Genomic DNA, 19,324 nt, shown 5'->3' with positions numbered 1-19,324 from the left:
CTTGCAGACGACGATAACAAGACGGCGTTTGTCATCCCGACGACAGGAGGAATCTTCATTAAAGCGAAAGAGGATTTATGCCGATAAAAGAAGCATTGATATTTGAAGAAGATTTCTCCCTGGGGTCGAAGTGACAGAAAGCAAGAACCCAAACAACCCGCAACTCAAAAAATACAACAAAGAAAATGCAAATCAACCTTAGCAGAAAAAACAACGCCTACCATTTTGAAGCCGAAAATGATCAGGGCAACACGTTAAATATGGATGCAAACCCGGCAATTGGTGGCGAAAACAAAGGTTTCAGGCCAATGGAAACCGTGTTGGCCGGTTTGGGCGGGTGTAGCGCGATCGATATGATTTCCATCCTCAAAAAGCAAAAAGAACCGATCGAAGATTTAAAAATCAGCATTGATGCTAAACGTTTTGAAGGACAAGAACCGTCTTTGTTTGAAACCATTGATATTGAGTTTCATGTTTTTGGTGCGGTAAACGAAGCAAAAATACAGCGTGCCTTGCAACTGACTTTTGATAAATATTGCTCGGTGGCGCAAATCCTGAACAAAACCGCAAAAATTAATTTCTCCTATAAACTCAACTAAATAAAAATGAGCCAACATTTTGAAACCCAGGCCGTTCGTACGCAAATGGAACGCAGTCAGCATAAAGAACATTCGGCACCGATCTACATGACATCAAGTTACAAATTTGATGATGCAGAAGAAATGCGCGCTTTGTTTACCGGCGAGCAGGAAGGAAATATCTACAGCCGTTATGCCAACCCTAATGTGGATGAATTTATCACCAAAATGGCTATTTTGGAAGGCGCAGAAGACGGCTGGGCAACGGCAACGGGCATGGCTGCTATTTTTACCACGTTCGCCACGTTTTTAAAGCAGGGCGACCACGTACTTTCCAGCCGCTCTGTTTTCGGTTCCACGCATCAGTTGCTGCACAATATTTTCCCGAAATGGGGCGTGAGTTATTCTTATGCTGATCTGGACAAAACCGAAGATTGGGAAAATATCATCAAGACGAATACTAAATTAATTTATGTAGAAACGCCTTCAAATCCGGGAATTGATATTATCGATCTGGAATGGCTGGGCAATTTCGCTAAAAAACACAAAGCGTTGTTGGTTGTGGACAATTGTTTTGCGACGCCATATTTGCAGCAGCCGATCAAGTACGGAACAGATTTGTCCATTCATTCGGCAACAAAATTTATTGACGGGCAAGGCCGCGCTTTAGGCGGCATCATTTTAGGTAGAAATGAACTGATTAGGGAAATTGAAGGTTTTGCACGTCATTCCGGCCCGTCTTTATCGCCTTTTAATTCCTGGTTGTTAAGTAAAAGCTTGGAAACTTTAGCGGTTAGGATGGACAGACATTGCGAAAGCGCATTAAAAGTAGCTGTAATTTTAGAAACCAATCCGGAAGTAAAATTTGTGAAATATCCGTTTTTACCTTCGCATCCGCAGTACGAAATCGCCAAAAAACAAATGAAAGCAGGCGGCGGAATCATCACTTTTGTGCCAAAAGGTGGACTGGAAAGAGCAGCAAAGTTTTTAGATGCGTTGCAGCTATTTTCTATTTCGGCAAACTTGGGCGATACACGTTCTATCGCCACACATCCGGCAAGCAGCACACATTCAAAACTAACGGAAGAACAACGCAATGAAGTTGGAATTGAGCAAGGAACCATCCGTTTATCAATTGGTTTAGAGCATGTTGATGATATTTTGCAGGATATTGAGCAAGCGTTGAAAGCTTCGGTTTTGGAGCCGGAAACAGCATCTTATTAAAGTAAAATTTAGGTGATAAAAGAAGTATTAGACCTTAATGCTTCTTTTATCGGTATAAAAAACCAATAATTGTATATTAAATCTATAGACTATTATGCAGAGTTTTAGGACGGAGTTGGAAAACCCGGTTGTTGAAAAAGATATCATCGATCTCGAAAAAAAAATCCGCCTTTTTCACGAAGGAAAAATAGACGAAGAAAAATTCCGCAGCTTGCGTTTGGCGCGCGGCGTTTACGGTCAGCGGCAGCAGGGCGTGCAAATGGTGCGCATCAAATTGCCTTATGGGAAAATTTCGACGCAGCAACTGAGCAAGATCAGCGATGTTTCTGATGAATATGCTACCGGCAATTTGCACATTACCACGCGGCAGGACATTCAAATCCATTTTGTGAGTTTAGACAGAACACCGCAATTGTGGGCCGAATTGGAAGAAGACGATATTACCTTGCGCGAAGCCTGCGGCAATACCGTCCGAAATGTAACCGCTTCGGCAATGGCAGGCATCGACCCAAAAGAACCTTTTGATGTTTCGCCTTATGCACACGCTGTTTTTGCTTACTTTTTACGGAACCCGATTTGCCAGGAAATGGGCCGGAAGTTCAAAATTGCTTTTTCTTCTTCGGAGGACGATTCAGCCTTTGCTTTTATGCACGATTTAGGTTTTGTCCCGAAGGTAAAAATAGAAAACGGCGTAGAAATAAGAGGTTTCAGGGTAGTGATTGGCGGCGGATTAGGTTCTCAGCCGTACATGGCCGATGCCGTTACCGATTTTATGCCTGTAAACCAGATTATTCCTTTTACGGAAGCTGTTTTGCGTGTTTTCGACCGTTATGGCGAGCGCAACAAACGCCACAAAGCGCGGATGAAATACTTGGTGCAGGAAATTGGTGCCGAAGAATTGATCCGTTTAGCAGAAGCCGAACGCTTGGCTTTGAAAAGTAAGACCTACGAGATCAGCACGTTTGAGCACGAAACTATTATTCCGCAAAATGAGATTTTCTCCGCGGAAATTACTGATCCGCAGAAATATGAAAGGTGGCTTAAAACGAACATTTTTCCGCAGAAACAAGCCGGATTTATAGCGATTGGTTTGCGTATCCAAAATGGAGATATTAGAACACCAACTGCACGCCAGTTAATTCACTTAGTAAAAACAGCAGCGGCCGATGATATCCGTTTGACCAACACGCAAGGCATGTTGCTAAAATTCGTCCGCGAAGAAAACCTGCCTTATGTTTTTGAAGAATTGAACAAATTAAACCTGGCCGAACCGGGCTTTGAAAGTATGGCCGATATTACCTCCTGCCCGGGAACGGACACTTGTAATCTGGGGATTTCCAATAGTACAGGAATCACGCGTGAATTGGAAAAAGTGATGAAAAACGAGTTTCCGGATCTGATTTACAATACCGATATCAAGATTAAAATCAGCGGCTGCATCAATTCCTGTGCGCAACACGCGATGGCCAGCATCGGTTTCCACGGTTCGAGCATGAAGATTGACAAGATCGTTGCGCCTGCCTTGCAAGTTCTTTTAGGCGGCGGCCCAACGGGAAACGGTGCAGGAGTTGCGGCAGACAAAGTGATTAAAGTGCCTAGTAAACGCGGTCCGCAGGTGTTACGCAATTTGTTGTACGATTATCAGGAAAATTCAATTGAAGGCGAACTTTTTAACCAATATTATAACCGACAGGGCAAAATATATTTCTACGATTTGCTAAATCCGCTGGGCGACACCAAAACTGTTACGCCGGACGATTTTGTCGATTGGGAACATTCCGAACCTTATAAAACAGAAATTGGTGTTGGCGAATGTGCCGGCGTGATGATTGATTTGGTGGCAACTTTGCTGCTGGAATCCGACGAAAAACTGAATAATGCAGATGCTTCTTTTAAGGCAATGGATTTTGCAGACAGCATTTATTACGCGTATTCGGCTTTCGTACATACGGCAAAAGCGCTGCTTATTTCAGAAAACATCAAAACAAACACGCAGGCCGGCATCATTACCGATTTCAATATAAACTTTGTAGAAAACAACAAAATTGACCTCGATATTAATTTTGAAGATTTGGTTTACCAGATCAACCAGCAGGAACCTTCCGAAGATTTTGCAGCTTATTATATGAAACAATCCAAGTTGTTTAAGCAAAAATCCGCTGATTTCAGGAATGCGCAATTAATTGAAAAAACCGTTTTTTAACCTGCTAAAAACAGCATGGAAACGCAGGAAGTAATTAGCCAAAAAGCGAAAGAAGTAAACACGCTTTTCCCGGTTTTTTTAAAGCCCGACAAGCTGAATATTTTGCTGGTTGGCGGCGGTTATGTGGCGATGGAAAAGCTGGAAGCGATTTTTGGCAATTGCCCGAATGCCAATGTGAAGCTGGTTGGGCGCGAGGTTTCTGCGGAAATCAAAGAATTTGCCGATAAAAGAAGCATCTGTTTTGAGGAACGCGCCTTTGCCCAAACGGATTTGCAGGAACGCGATTTAGTGATCGTGGCGATCGATGATAAGCACGTTGGACTGGAAATTTACAAACTTTGCAAAGCGAAAAACCTGTTGGTCAATGTTGCAGATACGCCCGCGATTTGCGATTTCTATCTCAGTTCTGTCGTACAAAAAGGTAATCTGAAAATTGCCATTTCCACCAACGGGAAATCTCCAACGGTGGCCAAACGTGTCAAGGAAGTTTTAAGTGAAACTTTCCCTGCGGAAATTGATGAAGTGTTGACGAACATGACGCAAATCCGCCAGAAATTAAACGGCGATTTTTCGGATAAAGTAAAACAGTTGAACGCTATCACTTCCGGTTTGGTAAACGGGCAGCAGCCGGAAAAAGAACAACCTGCAAAAGTTAAGATCACACGGCCAATAGCGATAACTTTTACCATATTATCAGCGATAAGTTTGATGATTTTGGGTCATTTACTATTTGTTTTTTTTAGTGGAAAAGGGGTTTTAGTTGCCCAAAGTTGGATATCTGAACAATTTAATCAGCAACTTTTACTGTACATGCTCGGTGGTTTTATCGCTTCGCTGATTGATGGTGCCTGCGGAATGGCTTATGGCGTTACATCAACAACTTTCCTGCTTTCGCTCGGTATTCCGCCAGCTGCGGCGAGCGCGAGCGTCCATGCTTCCGAGGTTTTTAATACCGGCGCGGCAGGTTTAATGCATTGGAAATCAGGCAATGTCAATCTAAAATTATTTAAAACGTTGTTAATTCCCGGCATTATCGGCGCGGTGACCGGTGCCACTATTTTATCATCGCTGCACGGATATAGTCATTATATAAAACCAATTGTCGGCTGTTATACCTTGTTTTTAGGTGTGCTGATTATCCGTAAAGCACTCAACAAAACGCGCTCGAAAACAAAGATTAAAAAGATCGGCTGGCTGGCCGGATTTGGCGGATTATTAGATGCCATTGGCGGCGGCGGCTGGGGGCCGATCGTTACGACCGGATTGATTGCAGGCGGCCGCAACCCGCGTTATACTATTGGTTCATCTACTTTGACCAAAGGCTGCGTGGCTTTTACGAGTGCCATTACGTTTATTGTCTTGATCGGCCTGCATCATTTTCAGGTGATTTTAGGTTTGGTTTTGGGTGGGTTGATCGCCGCGCCGATTGCCGTGCGCATTTCTAATAAACTGCCGGTAAAAACACTAATGCTTTTTGTAGGCGTAATCGTGATCCTGGTTTCGCTGCGGATAGTTTCCACGATTTTTATATAAACCTCCGATTGCTCAAAATTGCTATTTTTGTTTAAGTCGAAATCGATTCAAACCTGATCCTTTGCTCACCAAAAAAACAAAATACGCTGTAAAAGCCTTGATGGCACTGGCCAGAAACACGGAAAACAAGCCAATGTTGATTGCGGATATTGCAAAAGGCGACCAACTTCCGAAAAAATTCCTGGAAGCCATTTTGCTCGAATTGAAGCGCGGTGGTTTTTTAAGCAGTAAAAAAGGTGCTGGCGGCGGATATTACCTGCTAAAAACAGCTGAAGAAATCAAGCTTTCGGCCATTATCCGCATTATTGACGGTCCGATTGCGCTATTGCCTTGCGTAAGCCTCAATTTTTACGAAAAATGTGCCGAATGTGTGGACGAGCATTATTGCGGCATCCGCGATGTGATGTTGAACGTGCGCGACGCGACTTTAAAAATTTTGGGCGATACCAGTATTGCCGATATGGTTTACCGGGAAAATACTTTGGCAAAGCAGGAAGGAAAAGTCCCGGATGATAGGGTTGTGGGATGAAGTAATTTATGCCGATAAAAGAAGCAAGCTTTTTTAGCAAACCTTCAGTTGCTTTGGTTTTGATTTCAACTAACCCTCGATTTGACGCTTAAGTGAAGATTTCTTTCTTCGATCGAAATGACAACGCATACTTGCATCACTTCAAAACCTGATAACCTTTGCAATAATAAACCCAAAATTTCCGGACGTTTTGATTTCCGTTTTTAATGATGATTGGTTCCAATTGCTCAATTTTATTAAAGTAAGTTTTCAACTCCGGCGGAACAATTTTACTTTTTAAAAGATCATGGAAACCTGGATCAGAATCGATGAAAAGCGCATTTTTACCTTGTAAAAGAAGCACGTTTGTACCAACATAATCAAACTGCAAAGCAGGTTGGTTGAAAATATTTTGCGCATAGATTTTCTGCGAAAGGAAAAAGCTCAGTTCCGCGCTGGTTTTGTATCCATCGGCAGAAAAAATGAAAGTGTTTGGATAAGATTTTTGTAGGATTTCTACGCGATTGGCCAATTGGTTCCAACCAAACCAAGTATCGTCGCTTTTGATTTGTATTGGATAAAAGATAACTTCGATTGCAAAAGCAACATGTAAAATTGCAGCCAGCCAAATATTGACCTTTGCAGATTTTGTGCCGATAAAAACAGCAAGGAAAATCAATCCGGTAATATAACTTGGCATCATCCAATTGATTTTTACCCAATAAATTGGACTAATCAGAAAGAATCCAAGAAATCCCGGTAAAAAAAAGCAAAGTAAAAACAGTATTTCATCGCTTGGCAAAGTCCATTTAAATAATACTTTTTTGATGAATTTGAAAGCGAACAACACCAATCCGCAGAAAGCAACCGGAAGCAATAAAAACATTTGCGTGCCAATTGTGCCCAAAAATAAAGTTGGCTTCAATTGGAACTTGGAAATATCGCCGGTCCGGGTTTTGGATTGAAATAAAAACGATACAAAATCGTGCTGATAATTCCAGTAAAAAACCGGGAACGTAACCAGGATTGAAATTAGCATCGCCAGCCAAAACCAACCGGAAAGTAAATTCTTTCGGTATTTGTTGGAAAAGACAAGAAATAAAATCAATCCAAATTGGAGTAAAACAGCTGTGTATTTACTATCGAAAGCCAGACCCATCAGCAAACCGGCCAGCAACCATGCCAACTTTTGCCTCATAAAAACAGCATGATATATTGCGATAAGACTTAAAGTCCAAAATAGCAGAAGCGGAACGTCTGGCGTGGAAATGGTTGAAATAACCGAAGCCAGAAATGTGGAACCGAACAATGCAATTGCCAGGTTTTGTTTTCGCTTGGACAAAAACAATCCGGCCAAGTTGTAAAAAGCAAACAAGGTTGCAGAAGTAACTACAAAATCCGTGAGTTTGATCACAAAAACATGTTTCCCGAAAATGGTGATGAACAATCTCAACAAGTAACCGATCATCCCGGGATGATCGAAGTAAGAAAGTGCTAAATGTTCGCCGTAAAAAGTATAATAAGCATCCTGCGGCATCAACCCAAAAAACGGCAGCAACAGCAACCGAAAAAGCTGGAAGGCAAATAAAATTGTTATAAAAGGATGCTGTTTGGAGAAGTTGGAAAGATAGTTCATTCTATAATTTTCTGTCATCTCTATCTTCATCAAATTTATTCGCACCGAAGAAGATTTCTCCCACCGGTCGAAATGACAAAAGCATCAAAAAAAGTTGCTTTTTTAATGCTTCTTTTACCACCTAAAACTTAGGATTTCAATCCAATTTCACGCAAACGTTCGTCCAGATATTCCCCGGCAGTAGCATCAGGATAAGCTTTTGGATGTTCTGGGTCAATGCAAGTATCCAAACAAGCCAGACTAACAGTTGATTTTGGGTGAAGGAAAAACGGTACCGAATAACGGGAAGTTTTCATCATTTCGCGCGGCGGATTAACTACACGATGCGTGGTAGAACGCAATTTATTGTTGGTTAAACGTTGCAGCATATCGCCTACATTTACCACAATATCGTCGCCGTGTGCTTTTACCGGGAACCAACCGCCGTCTCGCGTTAAAACCTCCAAGCCATCTGCACTTGCGCCAATTAATAAAGTAATCAGGTTGATGTCTTCATGTGCGCCTGCCCGCACGGCATCATCAGCAACAAGTTCGGGGTTTTCTATCCGAAAATAGTGGATGCCGCGCAAAATGGAGTTGCCGTTGTGCACTTTATCGTCAAAATAATTTTCGGGTAAATTCAAATAAACGGCAATCGCGCGCAGGAGATGACCGCCAGCCTGCTCTAATTTTTGGTAAACTTCGCGTGTGATTGGGTTGAACCCGGGTAGTTCTTTTACCGTTAAATTTTCGGGATAAAGCCCTTTTACCGGATCGTTATCGGTAACCGTTTGCCCAATTTGCCAAAACTCTTTCAGGTCCGGCGTTTTAGAATCTTTTGCTTTTTCGCGGCCTTTGCTGGTGTAGCCGCGCTGCCCGGCAAGTTCGGGTTTTTCGTAACTGAATTTGATCTCATCCGGCAAAGAAAACAGTTGTTGCATTTGCTCGTACAGTTTGGTAATCAGTTCTTTGCTTAAACCATGATTGCTTATGGTGATGAAACCGGTATCGTTAAACGCTTGGCCAATTTCGTTTGAGAAGTGTTTTTTATCTTCTGCGGAGCCGTTTATGTATGTGTTTAAATCTACACGCGGGATATTTACAGTTTTCATATCAGGGACAATTTGCCGGTAAAATTACTTATTCTAAAGGATTTGCAAGTGCTGCCTGATAGATTCTGACAATGAAAAATACCTTGTAAAAACAGCATCGATCAATATAAATGGCTGTTAATTAAACGAAAACAACGGATTACAGTCGAACAAATATCATTCAAAGCCTGATTACCATCATCATGAAAAACATATTCAAAAAAACTTTAGTGGCTTTCGTTGCTGTTATGGCGATGCATGGCTTCAGCATACAACAAGCGGCAGCACAACCTGGCGCGCCAGTTTCGATGCAAACTTTTTATGATGAACTGGAGCCTTACGGGCAATGGATTGACGACCCGGAACTGGGCTACGTTTGGGCACCGGATGCTGGCCCGGATTTTAAACCTTATGCCACCAACGGACATTGGGCAGCCACCGAATACGGAAATACCTGGGTTTCTGATTATGATTGGGGCTGGGCAGCTTTCCATTACGGCCGCTGGCGTTTTGCCAATGATTACGGCTGGGAGTGGATCCCGGGGACAGAATGGGGGCCGGCCTGGGTAAACTGGCGCACCGGCGGTGATTATTACGGCTGGGCACCGCTTGGGCCGGGTATTGATATTGATGTTTCTTTCGGTTCCGGATATTATGAGCCGGACAATTACTGGGTTTTTGCGCCACGCAGATATGTTTATGAACCAAATATTTACCGTTATTACTTACCGGCCGGCAGAAATTACAGCATCATCCGCAGTAGTACCATCATCAACAATAGTTATAATAGCAACAGCCGCAGGTATGTTTTTGGCCCGCGGGCGGATGATGTGCGCCGTTATACCAACGCGCCGATAAATATTTACAATATCAACGACAGCAGGCGGCCGGGCAGTGCCAGAATCCGTAACAATACCATCAACATTTACCGGCCACAGGTTGCATTTAACAATAATGGCAACCGGCCAGAGCCAAACCGGATAATCAATCGCGGCAGTTATAACCGTAATCAGGGTTTCAGCAATGGCAACAACGCTGATTCTAATAATGGCTTTAACGGCAGGAACAATCGTGGAAATTCACAAAATTATCCTTCAAATACTAACGGTTTTGGCAGAAACAATGGCAGTTATCCAAACCGAAACCAGCTTCCGCAAAGAAATTTCCCTAACCAAAACCCAAATTATGGCAGGCAAAGTTCTGGCGCGATAAATACCCCAACCGGTAATGATCCTTCGGCTTCTTTTGGCGGAAGGAACCGTAATCCGGCAGATCAACCTAACCAGAATCAAAACGGAAATAATGATCCGGGTTTTAGAGGAAGGAACCGTAATCCGGAGAATCAACCTCACCAAAATCAAAACGGAAACAATCCCGCAGGTTCTTTTGGCGGAAGGGGAAATCAACCTAACCAAAATCAAAACCCACAGCAAAACGACTGGCGGCGATCAAGCGGTTTTGACCGGAACAGAAACCGGGACGACCGTGCAATCTTTCAACCTCAAAATCAGCCACAGCCTCAAAGCCAGCAGCGGCAGTTTCCGCAGCAGCAACGCCAGCCGGAACAACGCCAGCAACCGGAACAACGCCAGCAACCGGAACAGCGGACAGGCCAACCGGAAATGCGAGAACGCAACCGGGGTTAAAAATGATTTGACAAAGCTTTTCTGCAACCGGGAAAGCTTTTTTGTTTAAAGGGATTGATTTAAAAACAGCCCGAAAAATACCCGGTAAAAACAGTATCCCAAAAAATAAATAAATGAGTTGATGCTGTTTTTATCGGGCATTTTTCAGGAAGGGATTATGGCACAACGGTTTCTGTTTGGTGCAGATACGGCCTGATCTTGTTGTACAAACCTTCGGGCGTGTAGGGTTTTAAAAAATGATCAGTTAAGCCTTCCTGGTGCAGGTTTTCTAAATCCAGCCCAAATTCGCTGCCCGTTAAAGCAATAATCGGAATGCTTTTGTATTTTTCCTGCGGCTGTTTCCGGATCATTTTGGTTGCTTCCAGGCCGTCCATCACGGGCATATGCAAATCCATCAAAATCAAATCATAATCTTTAACCATCGCCATCTCGTAAGCTTCAATCCCGGTTGCGGCAAAATCGGCTTCAATGCCCCATTTAACCAGTATCTTTTTGGCCAGCATACGGTTAATCTGGTTGTCATCCGCCACTAAAACATTGGCCTCAAGCGGTTTGTATGAAAAGGTATTAACCGGTTTTTGAATTTGAGAAGCGGCTTTTTCAAAATTTATTTTGAAGCAGAACTGCGATCCTTTGCCATATTCGCTTTTTACTTCAATGGTGGATTGGTGTAGTTCGATCAGTTTTTTGGTAACGGTTAACCCCAGGCCGGTGCCCCCGTATTTGCGTGTAGTATCTGTTGAGGCTTGCGTATAAGCTTCAAAAATGGATTGCAGTTTATCTTGTTGAATGCCGATCCCGGTATCCGAAACGCAGAAACTGATCAGTGCGGCTTCTGTATTTTCCTGTTCTAATTGGATGGAAAGTTTTACTTCGCCCTGTTCTGTAAATTTAATGGCGTTGCCCAGCAGGTTGATTAAAATCTGGTACAGGCGTGTACTGTCTGCCATAACAACTTCCGGAATGAGCGGATCAAGCACTAAATTCAAATCAAATTTTTTGTTTTCGAGCTTAAAACTCAACGTATGCAAGGTTTGCGTGGCCAGTTCTTTTAGATTTACCGGGGCCGATTCTAATTGCATGTTGCCGGTTTCCATTTTGGTAAAATCTAAAACATCGTTTACCAGCTTCAGCAAATTCTCCGAAGAAAACTTTAAAATATTTAAGTGGTCCAGCTGTGCAGGAGCAGGGTTTTCTTCCAGCAAAATTCGGCTCATACCGATAATGGCATTGATCGGCGTGCGGATTTCGTGGCTCATCACCGAGATAAATGTTTCTTTGGCACGGCCAAGCTGCACAGCTTCTTCCCGCGTACGGATCAGTTCCTGCTCGGCATTTTTACGCAAGGTAATATCCGTCATGATGCTTAACTGCCTGCTTACATTGCCTTGATCGTCCAGCAGCGGGTTGTTGTAGATGGAAAGCCAGACCAATTTTCCGGTTTTGGAGTACAAGGCCGCTTCAATTTCGTATGGTTTTTTTTGCAGAACGGCCTGCTTGGCTATTTTAATCTGTTCCAAATTGGTTTTTTCCCCATAAAATTGATCAGTCAGCACTAAACCTTTAAGTTCGTGCAATTGCCACCCAAGCAGTTGTTCTAAGGCTTCGTTCATCCAGATCACACGTTCTCCGCCATCCCGAACCAACACGCCAGCTGCCGATTTTTGTACCGCAACCGATAGCGTTTGCATTTCTGCGTCAGCTTGTTTACGTTCAGAAACATCTTCAATAATCTCGATGCTTTTGCCCGTTTCGTTATCGTCCGGAATAATCGAGTTGACGATGGACAGCCAGATGGGTTCGGTGCTTTTTTTATAACCTAAAACTTCTATCTGAAAAGCAGTTTTAAGGTTAGACTGTTCTTCTGCAAATGCCAATAATTTTTTATCGCTCTGTTCCCCAACCAACACATTGCGGAGTTTTTTGCCCTTAACTTCCGCTAAATCAAAGCCGGTAATTTTTTTAAATGCTTTGTTTACCCATAAAATTTTGTTGTTGGCATCATTAATTATCACACCACTGTTTACATGGCTGGCCACCAGAGAAAGTTGTTTTAACTCCCGCTCTGCTAAAATCTCTTTAGTTACGTCCCGCGCATTGCTTAACCACAGGTTGTTTTGGTTTACATTATTGATTGAAAACCACCTGATATCGCCATTTTTGGTAACCATTTTTGTTAAAAACTCAAATTTGTCTTCGCCCCGGGCAAAACTTTGCTGCAAGTTCTGCATCATCTGCTGATCGTTCGGTGCGCAAAAATCCAATAAAGACCGACCCAGAAATTCTTCGGCTTTGTAGCCCAGTAATTGCTCTGCAGAACCGTTGATAAACGCTATTTTACCTTCGCGGTCGGATATGCAATGGATCTCGCCCGAATTGTTGAACAAAGATTGAAACTGCTGCTGTTTTTCTACCAGCGCTTTCAGTTCCCGGTTTTTTTTAAAAGCTTCCATGTGCATTACCGTTTCTTCGGCCAGAAATTGCAATGCCTGCTTTTGCTTATCGTTAAGCGCATTGGGCACTTCATCAAAAACACAAATAGTGCCTAAAGCATACCCTTCCGGATTGATCAAAGCTATGCCGGCATAATAACGCACAGCATTTTCGCCAGTAACAAACGGGTGATTTTTAACGCGTTCATCCAGTAAAGTATCCGGTATTTCGAGCAGCGAATTTTGCCGGATCGTGTATTTGCAAAAAGAAAGGTTTTTAGGAATTTCACATAGATCAGTGCCTGCTTTTGATTTGATCCACATGCGATGATCATCGATCAGGCTGATGACCGCCATTTTGGTGTTGCAGATGTAGCAGGCCAGGTTAGTGATCGCGTCATACTGCTTTTCAGCTTCGGTATCCAACAGATTATAGGCAAACAGGGCTTTTAACCTTTCTTCTTCTAAGATAATCATCGTACCGAAATCTGTTGAACAGTATTGTTTGTTAATCCTTTTCCTACGTATTGCAGCTATTAAAGTTATAAAATTAAAAAAGCCTAAAACGGACTGAAGCTTAAAAATAGCAGATTTTATCCATAAAAAATATAACTAAACAACAATGCCGTTTAACTAATCGTCATTATAAACTTATAGCTGAGGGCGGCAAAAACAGATTGGCCATAAAACCGGAATTTTTTAAAAGGCAAGATATTGGTTTCCGGTAATGCAGTGTCAGTCCTGAAAAAAATTTACAAAATAATTTTACCTGAAACAGATTCTGGTTTTTCGGCACTAACTAAGCCAAAGACCCAGGTTTTTTATAGCTAAAGATCTGCACAATCCCAAAAACCTATCACCAATTTTACCCTGATAAAAGAAGTATCTACCTAAAAAAATTAAACTGGGCAACCGGTTGTTTTACCGGGTTTGGGTTTCGGTTAAGCTGCGTTTTTAAATAAGCCGGACGGGCAGCGGCATGTGCGGGTTGGTTGTTGCATTTGCCCAACAAAGTGTAAATCACCACAAAAATAACAACTGTTGACAAGCAGCCACCACCTAATTTTTTGGCACCCCAGGCTGCAATAATGGTCCGGAAAAAATTGTTCATCTTAAAATATTTTAAACGTTAACGCACTTTGTCGGCTATAGTTTAATGTTGATTGATATTCAAAGAAAGTGTTTTTTATCGTCAAACCAATAATCCTCACCAGCTATTTAAAAAACGGATGCTTCTTTTATCGGTATAAAATCAGTAAAAGACCAATTAAAGCTCAAAATTTATACGGTAAAAGAAGCATTGTATGCAAAACGCTGTCAAGCTTTTTACAACCTGACAGCGTTGATATACTTCTTTTGCCCGGCTAAATCACCAGCCCGGGTTTTGTTTAAGTTTATTGTTTGTGTTGATTTCGCGCTGCGGCACAGGCCATAAATAATATTGCGCTTTCATGGTTACGCCTTGCTCATTTGCGGTTGTGGTGGCATCGCCAAAAGTGTTGTTTAGCACATTATAAATCTGGTGCGTGCGCTGGATGTCAAAGTACGCTTTATTTTCGTAGGCCAGCTCGTGGTAACGTTCTTTCCAGATGGCTGTCCTAAACTGATCTTTACTTAAACCGGCCAGCGGGGGCAGTTTTGCCCTTGCCCTGATCAAATTAATCTGCGTGTAAGCTGCATCGGTTGGGCCGTTCACTTCGTTGGTTGCTTCTGCATAAATCAGCATAGCTTCGGGCAGGCGTAAAAAAGTCCAGTTTTCATCACAGATACCGTTTCCGAGCGCACTTTCCACATGAAAATATTTATAAAGCGCATGCACACCAAATACGACCGTTTTTGAAGGATCGCCATATTGCGGGTAGCTTGAAAAATAGAACTGCCGTTCCTGTGCCCGCAGATCGTTGGCTTCATAACTGTTAAAGAACGCATTTGTAGGTACCATAGCACCATAATGATCGCCATAAGCACCAACCGGTAAATTGAAAGGAAGGGTTAACTGCGATATTGCGTTAGTCCTCACCCCAACCAGATACTGGTTTTGAAAAATCAGTTCGCCCTGGTTTTTGTGCGCATTGTCATGCAGGTAATCATACTTATCAAACAAGGTGTACGATGGCAAAACCAACGCTGCTGTGGCGGCTGCTTTGGCATAATTTTCTGTTTTTTGCATCGGATAACCGGCAGTTGTTAAATAAACGCTGGCCAGCAAAGTGTTAACGGCACCGAGGGAAACCCTTCCGGTCTGATCTGCTGCCGGCAGGCCGGAAGTTTGGGCAGCCTGCAAATCGCTGATAATTAGATCATAAACAGATGCTGCCGCAGATCTTTCCGGGTATAACGTAGCACTGTTTACGGTAACCGGTTCGGTAATCAGCGGTACATCACCATATAAACGCACCAAATGATAGTAAAAAAAGGCACGTAAAAAATGTGTTTCGCCCAGCAGCTTTTTCTTCAGGGTTTCGTCCATGCTGATCGCCGGGATTTGCTGCAGTGCCAGGTTGGCGTTAGAAATACCAACATAACTGTTTTGCCAAACATCTTCAAAACCAGGGTTTACGGCATCAGTGCGCTGGTTAATCACGTTGCTGTTGTTCACACTTTGGCCGAGAGAAGTGGTATGGCCGGCAAAAAGCTCTATGGTGATAAACGGACTTTCTCCATAAGCATCTCCGTTTTGAAAAAGATAAAGCGAAGTATAAATGCCGTTTACAAACGTTTGCGCCTGGGAGCCGCTGGTAAAATAATTGGTTTTAACAAAATTGCTATTGTCTTTTTCGTCCAGGTATTTTTTACAACTGCCGAAGCATATAACCGAAAGCAATAACAAAAAGACAGGATATTTATTGATATGATGTTTCATGATAGCTGTGTTTACATTAATTAAAAAGTAGCATTTACACCAAGCAAGAAAGTTCTGGGCTTTGGATAATCATAAAATTGGATGTTTTGGGTAAAGTTGCTGGATGCGCCCTGGTTAAAGTTTACAGAACCGTTGTAGGTGGAAACTTCCGGGTCATAGCCGGTATATTTGGTGATCACAAAAAGGTTTTGTGCCTGTGCATATACCCGCAACCGGCTTAGTTTAATGGTTTTTAGTACATTGTTGGAGAAATTATAACCCAGCGTTACGGCCCGGCCACGAATAAATGATCCGTTTTCTACTTTGGTAGAATAAATTTCTGTTTGATAACGCACATACGCAGGCCGGTCTTCAGCAATAAACGTATTTTGATTGGTTGGCGTCCAGGCATCCAAAACGGTGGCATAGCTATTGGCCTGCCCGGTACGGTCCTGGCCGGAGTGCTTGGTCAGGTTCATGATCTGATTACCATAATTAAACTGAAGTTCTACGCCCAGGTCGATGTTTTTGTAGGTAAAATTATTGCTGAAAGTACCGTAACCATCAGGGATGGATTTTCCCAGTACCACTTTGTCCGCAGCCGTAACCCTGCCATCACCGTTAGTGTCCTGGATTTTCAAATCGCCCGGCAACAAACCATATTTTGCTGCCTGAGCGGCTTCACTTGTTCCCCAGGTGCCCAAAACTTTATAACCGTAGAAACTGCCTGCAGGCAAACCAACCCGCATCAAATTAAACTGCGAAAGAAACGTTGGCCCTAAAAAAATGTCATCATTAGATGCGCCCAAGGCCAATATTTTGTTTTGTAAAAAGGATATGTTAAAGGTGCTGTTCCAGCTGAAATCTTTGCTTTTAATATTAACAGTGTTTAAGGCAAACTCTAAACCCCTATTTTGCAGTCGGCCAATATTTTTGTAAACACTGGTAAAACCACTGGTTTCCGGCAAAGGTGCATTCAGCAAAAGTGCCTGTGTTTTTTTTACGTAAGCATCCGCTTCAATGGTAATCCTGTTATCAAACAAACCAAAAGAAGCCCCCAAATCATATTCCGCCGTTTTTTCCCATTGCAAATCAGGGTTGCCAATACTGGTTTGTGTAGTACCTATACTTTGCTGGCCGCCAAACACATAATTGGTTGTGTTGATATTGGCTAAAGATTGATACTGGCCGATTTCTGAGTTTCCGGTGAGGCCGTAGCTGAACCTCAGCTTTAAATCAGAAATGGTTTTGTTGTCTTTCAAAAAATCTTCCTGCGAAACGCGCCAGGCCAGTGCTGCGGAAGGGAAGAAACCATATTTTACATTTGCACCAAAGCGCGATGATCCGTCTGTACGGCCGGTTACCGTTAACAGGTATTTATCGCGATAGCCATAGTTTACCCGGCCATAATAGGATTGCATTTGCCAGGCCGTATAACCTGATGAAGGCAAACCCGGAATAGAACCCGCACCCAGATTATAAAACTGATAAAAATTATCAGACAAACTTTGTGTAGAAGTACCAAAACCCAATTGCTGGAAATTTTGTCTTTCTGTACCAACTACTACGTTTAACGAGTGTATTTTATTGAATGTATTGCTGTAAGTAAAATAGTTTTGCCATTGCCAAAATACATTGTTGTTTTCATTCAGTGAAGCAGAACTGTAAGATTGCGATATTGTAGAGCCGCCAACCAAGCCACTTGAAGAACTTGGGTAATAATTTGCAGCAGTTGTTACACCAAGTACACTTCTGAATTCAAGCCCTTTTACTATATTGATGTTGGCATAACCATTTCCACTAAATAAGCGGAGTTGTGCAATCCTTTGGATTTCCCGTGTTTGCGCAACCGGGTTGTCGCCGCCTTCCATGTTCGGGTAATCTGTTCTTTTGCCATACGTTCCGTCAGGATAAGTAATGGGCACAATCGGGATCATTTCGATCAGCATCCGAGGAATATTGTTGCCACCTGTTCCGTAATTGCCCAAACGCTGGTCCTGTGCGTTGTAATTTAACGTGGCACCAACTTTTAGCCAGGGTTTGATGGTATTATCAAGTGTTAAACGGGCGTTATAGCGTTTCAGGTAACTGTTCAGGATAATCCCTTCATCATCGGCATAATTTAAAAACAGGCCATAATTGATGTTTTCGCTGCCGCCGGTAAAACTAAGGTTGTGGTTCTGGCTGTATGCAGTTCGTGTAGTGGCTTTTTGCCAGTCCACATCATACAAAGGGTTCAAATTGGTATCGAACAATTTACCGATCAAAGCTGTACGGATCACCTTCGGGTCATCGTTTACATACTTTCCTGCTGCCCAACCTACCGGGTCATATTTTTTGATGTTAGCGTAAGATTGGTCTTCCACGGCTAAAAACTGCTTGGCATTTAATACAGGCAATTCTTTGGCCATGTTGCTTACACTTACATAACTATCGTAACTAACCGTGCTTGGCCTGTTTTTTGAACCTCTTTTGGTGGTGATCAAAATTACGCCGTTGGCACCGCGCGTACCATAAATTGCTGTAGAAGAAGCATCTTTCAATACATCAATCGTAGCGATATCATTTGGGTTGATGGCATTTCCGCCGGAAGTCCACACAATCCCATCCACTACATATAACGGATCGGTGCTGGTATTGATCGAACTGTAGCCACGGATCCTGATCCGAGTATCGCCACCGGGCTCGCCGGAGTTGGTGCTTACATTTACACCGGGGATTTTTCCGGCCAGTTCCTGCTCTAAGTTGGTTTGCGGCCGTTCCTGCAATTGTTTGGCACTTACACTCCCTACAGATCCGGTTAAATCCACCCGCCGTTGTGTACCGTAGCCAACCACAACCACTTCGCTTAATGCTTTTGATGATTCGGTTAAAACTACATTAATTACCGTACGGTTGTTAATGGCAATTTCCTGCGGATTGTACCCAACAAAGCTGAAAACCAGCGTGCCGGTGTTGCTGGGTGATGATAAGCGGTACTTTCCGGAAACATCGGTAACGGTGGCCACATCTGTACCTTTAAGCCGTACAGTTACGCCCGGAAGCGGCCCTTTGGCATCGGATACAGAACCCTGAACGGTGATGGCCTGTGCTGTTTTTACCTCCTCTTTTTTCTTGATTACAATGGTGGACTCAAATATTTTGTAGGTGAGTTGCTGATCGCGGAAACATCGGTCTAAAACCGTTTCAAGCGGTTGCGCCACGGCTTCAATATCAATTCCGCTGGCCTGGGAAACCTCCTGTTTATCATACAAAAAGTGGTAACCGGTTTGTTTTTCAATAGATTTCAGGATTTTTTGAACGCTTGCTTTTTTTTCATGCAGTGTTACAACCTGACTGTAAATATGTGCACTTACCTGGTTTAAAAAGGCAAATACCAAAACAGCGGTCAGTTTCATAATCAATAAAATTTTAGAGGGCAATCTGCCGTCCAAAGGCATGGTTTTAGGTTTCAAATTCATAAATTCGAAAAGTTTGAGTAATACATTTTGCTTTTAATCGGTAAACGGACTGCTCAGATTTGCCGGCAATGTGCGCCAACACATCCCGGTTTTTTTAATTGAGCTTTTTGAGCTATCGGGTTGTCAGTTTTTTTTAATCATGGTCATTAGGTTTTAGTCAATATTCGGTTAGTTGTAGTAGAACTTATTTC

The 19,324-nt window shown here is 42.8% G+C and carries 12 protein-coding genes; 6 read left to right on the top strand and 6 right to left on the bottom strand.

What is annotated here, in order from left to right; translation table 11 throughout:
* Positions 1-185: 185 nt before the first annotated feature.
* The 5 genes from ACOFKR_RS13535 to ACOFKR_RS13515 all read left to right on the top strand — a co-directional run bounded on the left by ACOFKR_RS13535 (position 186) and on the right by ACOFKR_RS13515 (position 6,067).
* Complete coding sequence (locus ACOFKR_RS13535; protein WP_419801337.1) at positions 186-599, top strand: OsmC family protein; 414 nt, start codon at positions 186-188, stop codon at positions 597-599.
* 6 nt (positions 600-605) lie between these two features.
* Complete coding sequence (locus ACOFKR_RS13530; protein WP_419801336.1) at positions 606-1,802, top strand: trans-sulfuration enzyme family protein; 1,197 nt, start codon at positions 606-608, stop codon at positions 1,800-1,802.
* A gap of 94 nt (positions 1,803-1,896) precedes the next feature.
* Positions 1,897-4,005 carry a nitrite reductase gene (locus ACOFKR_RS13525; protein ID WP_419801335.1) on the top strand — a complete coding sequence of 703 codons (2,109 nt, stop codon included), beginning with the start codon at positions 1,897-1,899 and terminating at the stop codon, positions 4,003-4,005.
* Positions 4,006-4,020: 15 nt separating this feature from the next.
* Positions 4,021-5,538 carry a TSUP family transporter gene (locus ACOFKR_RS13520; RefSeq protein WP_419801334.1) on the top strand — a complete coding sequence of 506 codons (1,518 nt, stop codon included), beginning with the start codon at positions 4,021-4,023 and terminating at the stop codon, positions 5,536-5,538.
* 61 nt (positions 5,539-5,599) lie between these two features.
* On the top strand, positions 5,600-6,067 hold the full coding sequence (locus ACOFKR_RS13515; protein ID WP_419801333.1) for an RrF2 family transcriptional regulator: 468 nt from the start codon (positions 5,600-5,602) through the stop codon (positions 6,065-6,067).
* Positions 6,068-6,203: 136 nt separating this feature from the next.
* Here the strand turns inward: ACOFKR_RS13515 and ACOFKR_RS13510 are convergent, their stop codons facing one another.
* Both ACOFKR_RS13510 and ACOFKR_RS13505 read right to left on the bottom strand, forming a co-directional pair.
* The gene (locus ACOFKR_RS13510) at positions 6,204-7,712 is read right to left on the bottom strand and encodes a glycosyltransferase family 39 protein (protein ID WP_419801332.1); all 1,509 of its coding nucleotides are present in this window, start codon (positions 7,710-7,712) and stop codon (positions 6,204-6,206) included.
* A gap of 98 nt (positions 7,713-7,810) precedes the next feature.
* Positions 7,811-8,773 (bottom strand): isopenicillin N synthase family dioxygenase, encoded by a 963-nt coding sequence (locus tag ACOFKR_RS13505; protein WP_419801331.1) that lies wholly within the window; start codon positions 8,771-8,773, stop codon positions 7,811-7,813.
* A gap of 182 nt (positions 8,774-8,955) precedes the next feature.
* On the opposite strand from ACOFKR_RS13505, the gene ACOFKR_RS13500 reads away from it, so the two are divergent.
* Positions 8,956-10,398 (top strand): DUF6600 domain-containing protein, encoded by a 1,443-nt coding sequence (locus ACOFKR_RS13500; protein ID WP_419801330.1) that lies wholly within the window; start codon positions 8,956-8,958, stop codon positions 10,396-10,398.
* Between the two features lie 155 nt (positions 10,399-10,553).
* Here the strand turns inward: ACOFKR_RS13500 and ACOFKR_RS13495 are convergent, their stop codons facing one another.
* The 4 genes from ACOFKR_RS13495 to ACOFKR_RS13480 form a co-directional block, all read right to left on the bottom strand.
* The gene (locus ACOFKR_RS13495; protein ID WP_419801329.1) at positions 10,554-13,307 is read right to left on the bottom strand and encodes a PAS domain S-box protein; all 2,754 of its coding nucleotides are present in this window, start codon (positions 13,305-13,307) and stop codon (positions 10,554-10,556) included.
* Between the two features lie 409 nt (positions 13,308-13,716).
* Entirely contained in the window at positions 13,717-13,941 is a 225-nt protein-coding gene (locus ACOFKR_RS13490; protein ID WP_419801328.1) for a hypothetical protein, read from the bottom strand.
* Positions 13,942-14,199: 258 nt separating this feature from the next.
* Entirely contained in the window at positions 14,200-15,693 is a 1,494-nt protein-coding gene (locus tag ACOFKR_RS13485; protein ID WP_419801327.1) for a RagB/SusD family nutrient uptake outer membrane protein, read from the bottom strand.
* Positions 15,694-15,713: 20 nt separating this feature from the next.
* On the bottom strand, positions 15,714-19,133 hold the full coding sequence (locus ACOFKR_RS13480) for a SusC/RagA family TonB-linked outer membrane protein (RefSeq protein WP_419801326.1): 3,420 nt from the start codon (positions 19,131-19,133) through the stop codon (positions 15,714-15,716).
* Between the last annotated feature and the right edge of the window lie 191 nt (positions 19,134-19,324).

It is taken from the genome of Mucilaginibacter sp. (genome assembly GCF_965201005.1).
GTDB lineage: Bacteria > Bacteroidota > Bacteroidia > Sphingobacteriales > Sphingobacteriaceae > Mucilaginibacter_A.
This window is presented reverse-complemented; position numbering and strand designations above follow the sequence as displayed.

Coding starts and splice junctions, on each gene's coding strand:
- ACOFKR_RS13480 (WP_419801326.1), bottom strand. CDS start 19,133: ATGAATTTGAAACCTAAAACCATGCCTTTGGACGGCAGATTGCCCTCT.
- ACOFKR_RS13510 (WP_419801332.1), bottom strand. CDS start 7,712: ATGAAGATAGAGATGACAGAAAATTATAGAATGAACTATCTTTCCAAC.
- ACOFKR_RS13490 (WP_419801328.1), bottom strand. CDS start 13,941: ATGAACAATTTTTTCCGGACCATTATTGCAGCCTGGGGTGCCAAAAAA.
- ACOFKR_RS13485 (WP_419801327.1), bottom strand. CDS start 15,693: ATGAAACATCATATCAATAAATATCCTGTCTTTTTGTTATTGCTTTCG.
- ACOFKR_RS13505 (WP_419801331.1), bottom strand. CDS start 8,773: ATGAAAACTGTAAATATCCCGCGTGTAGATTTAAACACATACATAAAC.
- ACOFKR_RS13535 (WP_419801337.1), top strand. CDS start 186: ATGCAAATCAACCTTAGCAGAAAAAACAACGCCTACCATTTTGAAGCC.
- ACOFKR_RS13530 (WP_419801336.1), top strand. CDS start 606: ATGAGCCAACATTTTGAAACCCAGGCCGTTCGTACGCAAATGGAACGC.
- ACOFKR_RS13500 (WP_419801330.1), top strand. CDS start 8,956: ATGAAAAACATATTCAAAAAAACTTTAGTGGCTTTCGTTGCTGTTATG.
- ACOFKR_RS13520 (WP_419801334.1), top strand. CDS start 4,021: ATGGAAACGCAGGAAGTAATTAGCCAAAAAGCGAAAGAAGTAAACACG.
- ACOFKR_RS13495 (WP_419801329.1), bottom strand. CDS start 13,307: ATGATTATCTTAGAAGAAGAAAGGTTAAAAGCCCTGTTTGCCTATAAT.
- ACOFKR_RS13525 (WP_419801335.1), top strand. CDS start 1,897: ATGCAGAGTTTTAGGACGGAGTTGGAAAACCCGGTTGTTGAAAAAGAT.